A 14,083-nucleotide genomic window follows, 5' to 3' on the forward strand; every position below is an offset into this window, starting at 1 on the left:
AACGTTTTAAAGGAAGACTCATGTCTATCATTGCTGAACACGGGCAACTGCTACTGATTCTCGCCTGCCTCTTTGGATTCTTCATGGCTTGGGGTGTCGGTGCCAACGACGTCGCGAACGCGATGGGCACCTCGGTCGGCGCTAAAGCACTGACCATTAAACAAGCCATTCTTATCGCCATGCTCTTTGAGTTCTGCGGTGCCTATCTCGCCGGTGGCGAAGTCACCCAGACGATCCGCAAGGGCATACTCGACCCCGCCTACGTCGCCGACAGTCCGGAATTACTCGTCTATGGCATGTTATCGGCGCTGCTTGCCGCCGGTACCTGGCTATTGGTCGCCAGTTTGATGGGCTGGCCCGTTTCCACCACCCACTCCATTGTTGGGGCGCTGGTCGGCTTTGCCGCCGTGGGTATCGATGTCGACGCCGTGGCCTGGGGCAAAGTTGGGCAAATTGTTGCCAGCTGGGTGGTGTCTCCGGTGCTCGCCGGGACCATATCCTTCGGCCTGTTTCTCAGCGCTCAGAGTTTAATACTGCGCGCCGAAAAACCCTTCGAGGCGGCCAAACGCTACATTCCCTTCTACCTGTTCCTGGTCGGCTTTATGATCTCCATGGTCACCATGGTGAAGGGGCTGAAACACGTTGGCCTGGGCCTGAGCTTTGGTGAAAGCCTGTTCTATGCAGCAATTGCCGGCTTGGTTATCACCTTCATCGGCAACCTGTTCTTACGCCGCATTAAGGACGAGCCAGACCCGACCGGACACTCGCGCTTTGCCAGCGTCGAGCGGGTATTTGCCGTATTGATGGTATTCACCGCTTGCGCCATGGCCTTTGCACATGGCTCCAACGATGTGGCCAATGCCATTGGCCCCGTGGCGGCAGTGGTTAGCGTTATCCAATCTGGCGGCGAAATTGCTGCCAAAGCCGCACTGCCTTGGTGGGTATTGCTGCTGGGCGCCGGCGGTATTGTGTTCGGTCTGGCGACCTACGGCTTTAAGGTTATCGCCACCGTTGGCACCAAAATCACCGAGCTCACCCCCAGCCGCGGCTTTGCCGCCGAGCTGGGCGCGGCCACCACGGTTGTTTTCGCTTCGGCCACGGGCCTGCCCATCTCAACCACTCACACGCTGGTGGGCGCGGTATTGGGTGTAGGCTTGGCTCGCGGTATTGCAGCGCTGAACCTGCGAGTGATCCGCAATATTTTCATGTCGTGGATCGTTACCCTGCCTGCCGGTGCGGGCCTGGCAATTATCTTCTTCTTCCTGTTCAAGGCATTCTTGGGTTAAGAAGCCTTCCCAGAGCCGTTGCCGGGTGAGCTGCCCCGGCAACGGCTAACTTCTGCCCCTTCACTCTGCGCCCTGTTCGCTACGCACTTTCCTCCCTACAATGACGGCTTTGTCTGCCATTGATTGTGAGCCCACCATGAAACATCCCCCGCTGATAAACATGCTTCGCGAGCTGATCGCTCTGCCGTCGATCAGCGCCACCAGCGAAAAATGGGATATGGGCAACCAGGCAGTGATTGAGCAACTGGCCAATTGGCTGCGCCCACTCGGCTTTGAGGTGCGCATTATGCCGCTCGATAAGCCCGGCAAAGCCAACCTTATTGCCACCTATGGCAGCGGCAGCGGCGGCCTGGTGCTCGCCGGCCACAGCGACACCGTGCCCTACGACGATGCCCGCTGGCACTCAGACCCCTTCTCTCTGGACGATCGCGACGATCGCTTTTACGGCTTGGGCACCGCCGATATGAAGGGTTTCTTTGCGCTGGTGATCGAGGCGGTCAGCAGCCTGTTAAGCCACGACTTCAACGCCCCGCTAATTATTCTGGCAACCGCCGATGAAGAGAGCAGCATGGACGGCGCTCGCGCGCTGGTACAAAGCGATATCTCGGGCGCGCGCTACGCGATAGTGGGTGAGCCTACTGGGCTAAAGCCAATACGCGCCCACAAGGGCATTATCATGGAAGGCATTACCATTACCGGGCGCAGTGGCCACAGCTCGAACCCGCTACTGGGCAACAGCGCCCTGGAGGCCATGCATGAGGTGATTGGCGAACTGCTTAACCTGCGTGGCGAGCTGCAAGAGCAATACCACCACCCCGGCTTCGCGGTACCCACGCCCACCATGAACCTAGGCTGCATTCACGGCGGCGATAACCCCAACCGGATTTGTGGTCAGTGCGAGCTGCACTTTGATATTCGCGCGATTCCCGGCATGGACACCGACGAGGTGCGCCAACGCATTCAGCAACATCTCAGCCCCATTGCAGAGCGCCGCAAAATCAATATTGGTTTACGCTCACTGATCGGCGGGGTAGACGCCTTTGAACAGCCGGCGGACTCGGCGCTGGTGAAGGTCGCGGAACAACTCACGGGGCAGCGCGCCGATGTGGTCAACTTCGCGACAGAAGCGCCGTTCTTCCAAAAGCTGGGTTTGCAAACCATTGTCATGGGGCCGGGCTCTATCGACCAGGCCCACCAGCCGGATGAATTTATTGCTCACGAGCAAATTAAGCCCACCGTGGCACTAATTCAAAACTTGGTGACGCGCTTTTGCCTTGCGCCGTCGGCCTCAGCAGAGGGGCGCGTAACACCCTCGGCAGAGTGACAGCAGGTCGTCGGCGGCCAACTCGATTTCCAGGCCTCGGCGCCCAGCGCTGACGTATATGGACGATAAATCTGCGGCGGAGTCATCGATAAAACTGCGCAGCGCTTTTTTCTGGCCCAACGGGCTTACCCCACCGAGCACGTAACCGGAACTGCGCTCCACCGCTTTCGCCTCAGCCATCGCCGCCTTTTTGGCCCCGGCCGCCTTGGCCAGTTTTTTCATATTCACCATGGCGGCAACAGGCACCACGGCGACCACCAATTCACCGGTGGCCAGTGCTGCCACCAGCGTTTTAAACACCCTCTCAGGCGGCAAACCCAGCTTGTCTGCCGCTTCTAAACCGTACGACGCCGCACCGGGGTCGTGTTGATATTCGTGAACGCAGTGACGAATGCCCGCCTTGCGTGCGAGTTCAATAGCCGGGGTCACGGGTAGGCCTCACAAACAAAAGCGTGAGTATAGCGCCGCACTCGGGCGGCCGGGTAGCATCAGCCCGGCTTGCCCTGGCGCAGTCGCCAGCAGTACAGGAAGACACCCAGCGCAAAACTGGCGGCAATGCCCAAGGCGAACAGCGCCGCGACCGCATCGCGTGCATCGCGCCCCAAGCCGTCGAGAAAATGCCATTTGTGTAACCACGCAAAGCTCCAGCCTTCGGCCCGGTCGCTATCGCGAACATGGGCAGCCAACACGCCACTGCGAGGCTCAACATAGTAGCGATCGCCATTTTGCAGATTCTCGAAGGCCACCACCGGCAGGCGCTTATTGATGAAGCCATACTCGCCTTCAAAGCGTGTGATCCACGCGGCCTCGCCCAATTCGGCATTGCCGGAATAATAGCTGGCAAGCTCTCGGGCGTGCTGCGCCTCACCACCGGCAAGCACCTCACCGCTGGCAGCATGTACATAGCTGAGTTCACCAGACTGCCATACGCGAAAATAGGGCTGGCCCTGCACTGCAACCAATTCGGCCTGGCGGATGCCATCGCCCAGCAGGCCCCAGTCTAGGGACAATGCATTGGGTGAAAAGGACACGCTCGGCGTTGCCAGGCGCAGCGCTGGGTTGTGCTTTTGCAGCAGGTGCCATGCACCGCTGACGCTGAAGGTCACCGTTGTTAGAGCCACCGCGATGCCCAGGCGACGGTGCCTGGTTCGCGCCGCGCTGCCCCTGCGCCAACCGCGGCCGGACCTCGCCTGCATAACATATTGGCCGGCGCCCATTACACCGACGACAATGCCACCGAACAGAAACACCAGCATCGCCCCGTGTCGCAGCTGCTCATTGGGGATAAACAGCCAGTTGTGCAGATTGCGAAACAGCGCCGATCCCGCCGCCTTATTGGCATCTACCATCGCGGCCAGACGCCCGCTGGCAGTGTCGACATAGACCCGCAGTTCGTCATCGCGCGCAAAGGCAACGCGCTGCACAGGCAGCAAGCGATTGATAAACAGGTAGTCTTCACTAAACTGCCGCTGCTCCGCTAGCTGCGCCACCGGGCTGGCCAAGTCGCCGCTAAAGTGCCGTGCCAGTTGCGTTGCATAGGCCTGTTCGGCATTCGGCAACAGCTCGGCGCTGCGGGCGTCGAGCCACAAAACCTGCCCCGCGAGGGCCACGCGATACTGCGCGCCCTGGCCCCAGTCGACCAGTCGCAGCGCCGTGACGGGCTCGGCAATACCGGCGCGTTGCAAGACGTGGGCCGGACTCAGCAGTTCGCTACCCGACATTGCGCTCAATGGATAACGATGTTGATCGGCCACCGGTTGCAGGCGAGAGATAATAGGATGGGCGAGGCCACTCAACCCCCAGGCAATAATACCGACGGAGACCAGCGCCCCCAGCCGCATGTGCCAGCGCAGCAGCAGGCCGACCAGCGCAGTGCGTGTCATCGCCATTACCAGTCCACCTTCACGCCGAGTATCGCTGTGCGTGGTCGGCCAGGAGTATAGCTCGGCCCCCACTTGCTGGTGGTTTCCGCGTAGCGACGGTCGTCGACGTTGAGCACGCGGCCATACACACTCAAGGTGTCACTGAGCGGGTATTCAGCGCGCAGATTTAACAGCGCGTGCCCCTTGTAGCGGTCGCGGTCACTGGCATTGCCATCGCCCCCGTTGGCCTCATCCAACCAATGCGGGCCCTGATGAGACCACTCCACTTCCAGGTAGCCGCCCTTGAGCGCCAACGGGTGGTAGTTGAGCCGGATATTGGCGAAGCTGCGCGGGGCGTCTGGCATATCGTTGCCGCTGAAGTCGCCACTGCGGTCGACCCAGTCGCGATATTCATGTTGGTTGCGGCTGTAGGCCACGCTCACGTCCAGGCTGCTGCCCAGGCGCTGAGCCACGCCCAGCTCAATACCGCGGTGGCGGGTTTCACCGGCATTGGTATTGCGTCGCGCGCCGGTGCCGGTGTCTCGAATGCTGAGGATATCGTCTTCCTTGCGCATATCGTAAAGGCTGATTTCAAAGCTGCCACGATGGCCCCACTCCCCTCGCAGCCCCACTTCAATACTGTCGGCTTTTACCGGCTCCAGAGCGCTTGAGTCCTGCGTGCTGCCGCTGCGAAAAAGCTGCCCAGCCGAGGGAATACGAAAGGCATGGCGGTAGGCCAGATAGGCGTTTAGGCGCTCGTTGATGTCGTAGATCAGCCCCAGTTTTGGGCTCAGATGTTCAAAGTCGATGGCTTGGTCACGGGGGCGCAAATGAAGCGGCGTGTCTGGACCAGATAAATGGTCGCGGTAGTCATAGCGAATGGCGTCGTAACGCAGCCCCGCAGTGGCCCGCAGGCGTGAAGAGAGCTGGTGCTCTATATGCACATAGGGCGACACCGAAGTGAAGTCGACCGTAAAGTCATAGAGCCTGCCGGCGCGACGATAACTCTGCCAGTAATTACCGGGATCGTTGTCGCTGCGCTCGATATAGTCCTGGCGGGTGTCGCCGCGACTGACGTCGATATCCACCCCGGCAATGTAGAAACTGCTTTCGGCAAAGTCGCGCCGAAACTTGGCGAGCAAGCCGAGAGAGTCGTGGCCACTCTGGTTGATATGCGCGTCCTGCGAATCCAGCGCCGCGGGGCAACTGGGACACCACGGCGGTGGTGGCTGCACGCGGCCGGTGTTCAGCGTCCACGTCGCGATATATTCCAACTGGTTGCTGCGCAGGTAGGGTGTCAGGCTCAACAGGCCCTTTTGCGTCGTCTTTTCAAAAGCGCTGGAGAGGCGGAAGGCCTTTACGTCGCGAAAGCCGATGGTGTTTCCCGCCTGCTGCGGGTCGTTGCGAAAGTCATCGTAGCGCAGCCCCGAACCGCCGGTCGCCATATTGATCACGCTGCCGCTGGCCACGGTGTTCACCGTCCAACGCTCACTGAGCTGACGATACCACGACGCCACCAACTCCTGACGCTCGCTATCGGTGTTATCGCGCCAACCGCCGTTGTGGCTCAGCGAGGCGCTGAGGGTGTAGCTGTTGTCTTCGCCGACACTGGCCGTGCGCAACTGCGCGCGCAGCCAGTCGTGCTCGCCCGCCTCCACACTCACACTCGCCCGGTCTTGCGACGGCAGCTGCCCCACCAGGCTGTTGATGACGGCGCCTATTGCATCGGAGCCATAAAGCGCCGACCCCGGCCCCTTGATCACCTCCACACCGTTACCCAGTGCGGTGTTCACCTCATACAGGGCATTGTGATTGAAGAAGCCCGCGCTGCGAGTGGGCACGCCGTTCTCCAAATAGAGGTAAACCGGGCCGTACGACACCGGCTGACGGATCGCCGCCGCAGCGCCCTCGCCACTGGAGCCCAGCTGAACAATATTGACGCCCGGAATGAGATTTAACAGCTCGGCCGAGTGGCCGGGGTTCACCGCTTCCAGCTCGTCCTGACCAAGAACCCCAACACTGGCGGCGACATCCTGCAGCTGACGCGCCTCGCGAGTGGCGGTGACCAATACGGTTTCGAGCTTGCCGTGCTCCGCCGCCGCCCATTGACTAGATAGCGCCGCCAGCAGTGTCAGCAGGCCGGCAGGTAAACGAGATGACATAGTTCGCCCCAAGTGCGTAAAAAGGCGAACATTCTAGTTTTCTACAGGGTTAGCCGAAATGCGACCAATTGTCGCAGGCCCACCCCGCCGACAGCTATTCGCTCAGGCGCTTGTTCAAAGCGATCTGACTGCGTTTGCGCACGCGAATATTGAGTATTTCGACCGCAAAGGAAAACGCCATCGCAAAATAGATATAGCCTTTGGGAACGTGGACATCGAGGCCCTCGGCCATCAGCGTCAGGCCGATCATCAGCAAAAATGACAGGGCGAGCATTTTGATAGTGGGATGGCTGTCGACAAAATTGCCGATGGGTTTTGCCGCAAATAGCATTACCGCCACCGACACCACAATGGCGATCACCATCACGGAAATATGATCGACCAAGCCCACCGCCGTGATCACCGAGTCCAGCGAGAACACCATATCCAACATCGCTATCTGTACCATCACCGACATAAAACTGGCCGAAACCGGAGACCCGGCACCTTCGTTACTCACCTCCAGACTGGCATGTATTTCATGGGTGGATTTGGCCAGCAGGAACAAACCGCCGAGAACCAATATGATATCTCGCCCCGATATCTCTTGTCCGAACGCCACAAACAAGGGCTCAATCAGGCCCATAATCCAAACCAAACTAAACAACAGCCCCAAGCGCGCCAACATTGCCAGAGCCAAACCCAGGCGGCGCGCTTTCTCTCGCTGGGATTCGGGTAAGCGACCCACCAGGATCGAGATAAAAATAATATTGTCGATACCCAGCACGATCTCCAGGGCAACAAGTGATGCCAGGGCAACCCAGGCCTCGGGGCTCGCGATCCACTCAAACATGATCAATACTCGCAATGGGAAAATGCTGAGCATAGCGCGGCATCAGCACGGCGCAAGTACACAGCGGAGATTCCGCAACAAAATCCTTATAAAGCGCGCCGTGACTTGCGATAATTCCGCGCCAACCCCGCCGGAGAGCTTATGAACCCGCCCCCCGTCGCACTGATTACCGGTGCCAGTCAGCGCATAGGCGCAACCATCTGTCGCAAACTGCACACGCAGGGCTACCGCGTGATTATTCACTGCCGCCGCGAAAGCGCCGCTGGCACTGCCCTGCTCGAAGAACTCAATCAGCAGCGAAGCGACTCTGCCGTTATGCTGTACGCCGATTTGGAAAAGATCGCCGATGTTGAGCGCCTGGCCAGCGACGCCCTCGCGCAGTGGCAGCGGCTGGATGCCTTAGTCAACAACGCTTCTGGGTTTTATCCCACGGCGGTGGGCGAGGTGAGCGAGGCCGATTGGGACAGCCTGCTGGGTAGCAATGTCAAAGGCGCCTTCTTTCTCAGCCAGGCGCTGGCTCCGGCGCTGCGCAAGCATCGCGGCGCCATTGTGAATATTGTCGATATCTACGGCGACAAACCTCTGCAGGGCCACCCGGTCTACAGTATCGCCAAGGCTGGCTTGGCAATGATGACGCGATCACTGGCCGTGGAGCTGGCACCGGACGTACGCGTGAATGGCATTGCCCCCGGCGCAATATTGCCGCCGGTAGCCAGCGATGCCTTTGGTGAAATCGAGCAGCGAAATGTGAGAGAGCGCGTGCCATTGCAGCGCTGGGGTAGCGCCGCAGATATTGCCGGCACCGTCTGGTTTTTGCTCCAAAGCGATAGCTATATCAACGGGCAGATTATTGCCGTTGATGGCGGGCGCAGCCTGTCGATATGACAGGCTGGACCGGCATCGCGATCAGTTCCCGGTGCGGGTGCCGACAATCAGCTCGACAAAGGCAAACTCACCGGATGAGCCATCATCAAATGTTGCGTTAGCATCATACTCTTTGGTCGCCGATGTCAGCATTGAGCCGTCGCCACTGACGAGAAACTCCACGTCAAATGTGGTGCCATCTTCAGGGAAGCTGACAACAACAACGCTGCCATTTTGCACGTAAGTTACCGTCTGACTCTCAGCAAGCCCATCCGAATAATTTTGCAGGCTGTTATTGGGCATATTTATTTCATATTCCGCATCGTTACCTGCTGCAATCGAAAAGTTTGCGCTGCCGCCCTCAGAAAAACTGATAGTCGCTTTTAAGGTGCCATTGCTGACATTGGCAAAGGCGCTTTCATTAAACGAGCCTTCAGGCGGCTGGCCACCCACGGCAACCGCGCTGTTAATACTCAGCAGCTGGTAACTGCTGCCAGCTACCGAGTTATCTGGCGTCGCCTGCTCCAGAGCTGCCAAGCGCTCAGCATTGTCGTTAATCGCCGCAACCAGCGCCCCGATGGTCGCATTAACATCCGCAGCCCTTGCCGCAGTACCACTTTCAAAAGTTGTTATATCACTGGAGCCCACTGTACCGGCCATCGCCATGGGCACGGTCAGAACCAGCGCAGCACTTGCAGTCAGTAATTTTTTCATCGTCTTCACCTTTTCAATTTAGGTAATTCGTTGTCGGTAACATTGTTGTTGGCAGCCACTACTGCCAAACCGCCTGATCCCAGTTGAAACTGTCCCATAGCGCCTGCGGTAGCCCGGTGTCGTCATCGCAGCTATCGCCGATATTGTCGCCATCGCTGTCGGCCTGATCTTCGTTGGCAACATTAGGGCAGTTATCAATCTCATTTTCGATGCCATCACCGTCGCGGTCGGTATCGCTGTTGTCTCCGGTGCCATCGCCGTCACTGTCTACGGATTCAGTGCTATCCAAGGGGAAGGCATCATCGCCATCAGCAACACCGTCGCCGTCGTCATCCGTGTCAGCATTGTTACCAATGCCATCGCTGTCAGTATCGACGCTCTCGGCACTATCCAGCGGGAAGGCATCCTCAGCATCAGCAACCCCGTCGCCGTCGTCGTCGGTGTCGGCATTGTTGCCAATACCATCGCCATCGGTATCGACGGATTCAGAGCTATCATCGGCAAAGGCGTCTTCGTCATTGGCCACGCCGTCACCGTCGCGGTCATCGTCACAAACGTTGCCTTGCTCATCGCCATCCAAGTCTGCCTGGTCACTATTAGCCGTGAGGGGACAGTTATCTTCGTTATCGCTAACACCGTCGCCATCAGTGTCAGGGACGGTATTGGCAGGCGCCGGGTCGCGATTGGCGTCGCCACCGTCTTCCAGCGCACTGCTGTCGACATTCACTCCCGTGGCGCTGCGCTCGCTGATCAAGATGCTCTCGATATCGGCAACCGACGTCGATGTACCCGGCACTAGTAAGCTTGACGGGTCAACGGTAATTTCAGCCACCACATCGGGCACATCGCTAAACGCCGCAATAGCCTGACCAGCCTGCTGACCATCAAGCTCACCATCACTAAGGTCTTGCACTAAGCCTGCCAACAGCTCATCGGTGTTAACCGTGCTGGCGCTGTTGCTGGCGACGGCCGCATTGCGCATATTAACGACGATGGCGCTCACGGCCTCTATGGCCGCTCGGTAGGATGCCGCTTCGGCCTGCGAGGTCGCATCAGTCGTTTGCGCCGTCAGCATTGGCGCGGTGCTGTTAAGGTCGGTACCGGTATCCAAACCAAAGCCCAGTGTGCTCACCACTTGCTTAGACGCGCGCTCAAAACCAGCGATAAACTCGGCCTCACTAACAGTACCATCGGCGTTGCCCCCGTAATCCGCGGTATCGGCATTGCTTGCCGCCAGGTCATAGGCCAGTGTTGTCAGCGGCGACGGGTAGACGGGAGACTGCAGCGCAGCGGCATCGGCCAACACGGTGCGAAATACTGAAATCACTGGCGCTGCACCCGATGCCAGATCAACAGTGCCACTAACGGCGCGGATCTCCAGCAATATCGGGCCACTGTGACTATTCGCGATCACCAATCCGCTAATCGCCGCTCTGTCATCCGTGCTGCCCGTATCCAAGACATCACCCTGAAAGTGGCTCTCATCGGCCGCAAAGCGATAAGCCCTAACCTCGGCGTTAGCCATCGGGCCCTTCACCGGGCTGCCCGTCAATGCATTGCCTGACGATGAGCCGGAGCCAGAGCCTCCCCCACCACCACATGCGACGAGGGCTGCACAGCAGGCCGTCGCCGCGATCAATTTCAGATTGCGTCTGCTCATGGTATTTCGCCTTTACCAGTAGTCGTCATATCAAACCCGCTATTGCAGCAGGCCGCCGGTTTTCAATTCCCTGCCAATTCACCGCCTCAGCCGCTGGACCTACACCACAACGAAATCAAAAATGTGACGCAGATCACATTCCATTGCACCTCGCAGTGTAGTTCGTATTTTTACCTTCTGCTTTTGCCCACACGAATATTGCTATTTGCCTTAATGAGCGCCAGTGTTAACGACAGCGATTAACACCGCCGATATTGCAAGCCCCATGTTACTTTTGCTTCAGCCTGCCCCCCATGGCACCGCCATTGACGATGCAAGCGCCTAAAACTCTCGGCAAAAGGCGCGGAGCGGATGAGGGCATCCCTTCCCATGGGCTAACTTCCTAGCCGGCCCGGTTCCACGGCGAAGTCCCTGTGACATTCGCAAGCGACACACTTCTCGCCGCAGACACTCACTGGCGACCTAACACGCAGTGAGTGTGGCGGGACGGGTTTGCCCAGCGCCAAGACTAACTATATAGTCGAGGCTCTACCTCCCCAAAACTGGGGACGGCGAAAGGAATCGCTGTTAACTGGCTAGGATGCACCGGCGTAATGAAAAATACATGGACAACGACAGACTGTCGCAGCTCATTGGAGAGCTCTATCGCCACGCGGATCAGGCAGACGGCTGGCTAGCCTTTTTCTCACTGCTGGAATCCGACATTCCCACCCGCTCCACCACCTTAATGCTGGAAAACACGCAGGAAAAAAACGGCGACGTCATGCTGAACCGGCATATTGACGAGAGCGATATGCAGAGCTATATCGATTACTACCTCAAGCGGGATGTCTGGTCGGCTGAACTAATAAGGCGACCGCCGAAAAAATTTCACGGCAGCCAAGAACTGTCGGACAAGGCTTTGTTAGCCTCTGAATTCTACGCCGACTATGCGCGCCCCGCCGATGTTCGCCATGCTTGCGGCGCTTATATAGAAGATCCAAGTCAGGGGCGGGCGTTTCGCGTTACCCTGCAACGCAGCCACAGTCACCAGCCCTTTAGTCGCGACGAGCTGACCTCTCTGGATGCCTTTGTCCCCCATATTCAGAATGCGCTGGCCATCCATAAGCGCAATATCGATGGCGAAATTACCCGCATGGGCCTGGAGGCGGTAGGACGAATTGTCGACAGTGCGGCCTTTTTACTCAGCCCAAGAGGCGAGCTGCTGTCCCACAACAGCATGGCAGAGGCGCTACTGAAACGTGGCATTGCCCTGCATCGCGGTCGTCAACTGCGCTTCAACCATCCACAGCTGGATCGCCACGCCGCGCAACTTTTCAATGACTTGATGGCATTTACCGACAATAAGCAACGCCAAGCGCGCCGCTTTGCCCGAATTGGCGACAGCGACGATGGCTATCAAATGAGTGTGGAACCCTGGCTGATTCCGTCGATACGGCCCGGTTACCAGGAGCTTGGCGCACTGCTGCAGCTCAAACCCAACACCGTGCGCAGTCAATTGAGCCACCAAGGCTTGCGCAAGCTATTCGGCCTTACCGCTAGCGAGGCCAGTGTTATTCAGGGCCTGGCAGACGGCTGCTCGGCGGCAGCCATTGCCCAACAACTGGGCGTGAAAGAAAGCACCGTGCGCAGCCACATTAAATCCAGCTACCAAAAGCTGGGCGTGGGCAAGCAGTCGGAGCTGCTAAGCGTGGTGTTTTCTTCCCTGGCCCGGCTTTAATTAGCGGTTCAGCACGTCGTCGCGCACGCTTTCCGCAATATTGGCCACTTCCTGAATATCACCGTCGCCTACGCCCAGCTCTGACAGCGTGGCGGCCAAGTCTTCAACAACGGCGTTGAAGTGCTCGTCGTTCACGCCCATACCGGCGTGTGCGTTGCGCATGTCCTCACCGGTGTAATCATTGGGGCCACCAAACACCATGGTTAAGAAGGCTTTCTGTTTGCGGGCCTGGGCGAACATATCAATATTTTCAAAGAAGCTATTGATACGCTCATCTGCCAGCACCTTTTCGTAAAAAATATCCACGGCCTTGTCTACCGCTGCTTCGCCACCGATGCGCTCATATAATGTTGTCACTATCTCTCTCCGACTAAAGATGCATAATAAATGCATGTTTTGGGGCGCTATAATAGCTACGACTCCAGTGTCAGGTAAAGGGCTGATAAATGAAATTAAGTAAACATACGGACTACGCCTTTCGCAGCCTGATATTTTTGGCGGGGCAGCCGCCGGGGCAGCGCGTCACGATTCAGGATATTTGCGACTTTTACACCATCTCCCCGAACCATGTATCGAAGGTCATTATGCAGCTGGTGCGCCGGGGTGAGGTTGAATCGGTGCGAGGAAAAGGCGGCGGTCTGAGCCTAGCAAGAGCGCCGGAGGAAATTTCGCTGCTGGATATTGTTCGGGAGTTTGAAACCACCTTGCAGCCAATTGACTGCGCCGAGCAGCCCTGCAGGATTATCGGCAATTGCGCCTTACAAGGCATACTGGGCAGTGCGGTAGAGGCCTTTTTGGAGAGCTTGGCGCCCTACACGCTCGCCGATATTACTAGCAGCGAGGTGCAGGTACTGCGCCTACAGGCCGATTAGTCGGCCGGCAGTTCGGCGCTGTGGTAGATATTTTGCACATCGTCCAGCTCGTTGAGCATGTCCATGAATTTTTCAAACATGGGCATATCGTCTTGGCTGATCGGCGCGGTGGTTTGGGGCAAAAACTGAATTTCTTCGACATCAAAATCGATGCCTTCAAACGTTTCTTGCAGTGCTTGTTTGGTCTTAAAGAATTCCGTATGCGGCGCAAACACACTGATTTTTCCGTCTTCGCACTCAATATCGCTGACATCCACGTCAGCCATCATTAGCACCTCCAGCACCGCCTCTTCATCTTCGCCGTCGAAAACAAAGATCGCCGAGTGGTCAAACATGTGGCTGACACTGCCCTGGGTACCAATCTTGCAGTTGGTTTTAGTAAACGCCAGGCGCACATCACCAAAGGTGCGGTTTGGGTTGTCGGTTAAACAATCCACAATCACCATGCAGTTGCCGGGGCCAAAGCCCTCGTAGCGCGCCGGAGAGAAGTCTTCGCCGGCACCGCCCTGCGCTTTGTCCAGAGCATTTTTGATAACGTGACTGGGGACTTGGTCTTTCTTTGCGCGGTCCAACAAACTGCGCAGAGCCAGGTTGGCATCGGGGTCAGCCCCTCCCGATTTCGCCACCACGTATATTTCGCGGCCATACTTGCTGTAGACCTTGGTTTTGGCGGCGGCCGTCTTGGCCATAGACTCTTTTCGGTTTTGGTAGGCTCTGCCCATTACGCAGCTCCGCGTGTTGGTTAAATTAAGGTCGGCGATTTTAGCTTGCCAAAGCGCGCTCTGCC

Annotated in this window: 13 protein-coding genes; 5 read left to right on the top strand and 8 right to left on the bottom strand. The window is 57.8% G+C overall.

Annotated features, from left to right (window positions below):
* The first annotated feature begins 20 nt into the window (after positions 1-20).
* Both H573_RS0113790 and argE read left to right on the top strand, forming a co-directional pair.
* On the top strand, positions 21-1,286 hold the full coding sequence (locus H573_RS0113790; RefSeq protein WP_027874775.1) for an inorganic phosphate transporter: 1,266 nt from the start codon (positions 21-23) through the stop codon (positions 1,284-1,286).
* A gap of 136 nt (positions 1,287-1,422) precedes the next feature.
* Positions 1,423-2,610, top strand: coding sequence for an acetylornithine deacetylase (gene argE / locus H573_RS18360; RefSeq protein WP_154653909.1), 1,188 nt, complete (start codon positions 1,423-1,425; stop codon positions 2,608-2,610).
* Here argE and ybaK read toward each other — a convergent pair.
* The 4 genes from ybaK to H573_RS0113815 all read right to left on the bottom strand — a co-directional run bounded on the left by ybaK (position 2,575) and on the right by H573_RS0113815 (position 7,466).
* Positions 2,575-3,039, bottom strand: a complete 465-nt coding sequence (gene ybaK, locus H573_RS0113800) for a Cys-tRNA(Pro) deacylase (RefSeq protein WP_027874776.1) — start codon at positions 3,037-3,039, stop codon at positions 2,575-2,577. The genes argE and ybaK overlap by 36 nt on opposite strands.
* Positions 3,040-3,098: 59 nt before the next feature.
* Complete coding sequence (locus H573_RS0113805; RefSeq protein ID WP_027874777.1) at positions 3,099-4,499, bottom strand: hypothetical protein; 1,401 nt, start codon at positions 4,497-4,499, stop codon at positions 3,099-3,101.
* Entirely contained in the window at positions 4,499-6,634 is a 2,136-nt protein-coding gene (locus H573_RS18365) for a TonB-dependent receptor (protein WP_051171323.1), read from the bottom strand. Before H573_RS18365 ends, H573_RS0113805 begins: the two co-directional genes overlap by 1 nt.
* A gap of 94 nt (positions 6,635-6,728) precedes the next feature.
* Positions 6,729-7,466: a TerC family protein gene (locus H573_RS0113815; protein WP_027874778.1), complete on the bottom strand. Its 738-nt coding sequence runs from the start codon at positions 7,464-7,466 to the stop codon at positions 6,729-6,731.
* Between the two features lie 141 nt (positions 7,467-7,607).
* Between H573_RS0113815 and H573_RS0113820 the strand changes: the two genes are divergently transcribed.
* On the top strand, positions 7,608-8,351 hold the full coding sequence (locus H573_RS0113820) for a pteridine reductase (RefSeq protein WP_027874779.1): 744 nt from the start codon (positions 7,608-7,610) through the stop codon (positions 8,349-8,351).
* A gap of 21 nt (positions 8,352-8,372) precedes the next feature.
* On the opposite strand, the gene H573_RS0113825 is transcribed toward H573_RS0113820, so the two are convergent.
* Together H573_RS0113825 and H573_RS19670 are read right to left on the bottom strand one after the other, a co-directional pair.
* Positions 8,373-9,044: a hypothetical protein gene (locus H573_RS0113825; RefSeq protein WP_027874780.1), complete on the bottom strand. Its 672-nt coding sequence runs from the start codon at positions 9,042-9,044 to the stop codon at positions 8,373-8,375.
* A gap of 58 nt (positions 9,045-9,102) precedes the next feature.
* Positions 9,103-10,704, bottom strand: a complete 1,602-nt coding sequence (locus H573_RS19670; protein ID WP_084498092.1) for a thrombospondin type 3 repeat-containing protein — start codon at positions 10,702-10,704, stop codon at positions 9,103-9,105.
* A gap of 604 nt (positions 10,705-11,308) precedes the next feature.
* On the opposite strand from H573_RS19670, the gene H573_RS0113835 reads away from it, so the two are divergent.
* Entirely contained in the window at positions 11,309-12,424 is a 1,116-nt protein-coding gene (locus H573_RS0113835) for a helix-turn-helix transcriptional regulator (protein WP_161624274.1), read from the top strand.
* Here the strand turns inward: H573_RS0113835 and H573_RS0113840 are convergent, their stop codons facing one another.
* The gene (locus H573_RS0113840) at positions 12,425-12,781 is read right to left on the bottom strand and encodes a group I truncated hemoglobin (protein ID WP_027874783.1); all 357 of its coding nucleotides are present in this window, start codon (positions 12,779-12,781) and stop codon (positions 12,425-12,427) included.
* A gap of 89 nt (positions 12,782-12,870) precedes the next feature.
* On the opposite strand from H573_RS0113840, the gene H573_RS0113845 reads away from it, so the two are divergent.
* Positions 12,871-13,296, top strand: coding sequence for an RrF2 family transcriptional regulator (locus H573_RS0113845; RefSeq protein ID WP_027874784.1), 426 nt, complete (start codon positions 12,871-12,873; stop codon positions 13,294-13,296).
* Here the strand turns inward: H573_RS0113845 and H573_RS0113850 are convergent.
* Positions 13,293-14,018 (bottom strand): YebC/PmpR family DNA-binding transcriptional regulator, encoded by a 726-nt coding sequence (locus H573_RS0113850; protein WP_027874785.1) that lies wholly within the window; start codon positions 14,016-14,018, stop codon positions 13,293-13,295. The two genes, H573_RS0113845 and H573_RS0113850, sit on opposite strands and share 4 nt — an antisense overlap.
* Positions 14,019-14,083: the final 65 nt, after the last annotated feature.

Origin of the sequence: Neomelitea salexigens DSM 19753 (assembly GCF_000422345.1) — a bacterium.
Classification (GTDB): Bacteria; Pseudomonadota; Gammaproteobacteria; order Pseudomonadales; family Spongiibacteraceae; genus Spongiibacter; species Spongiibacter marinus_A.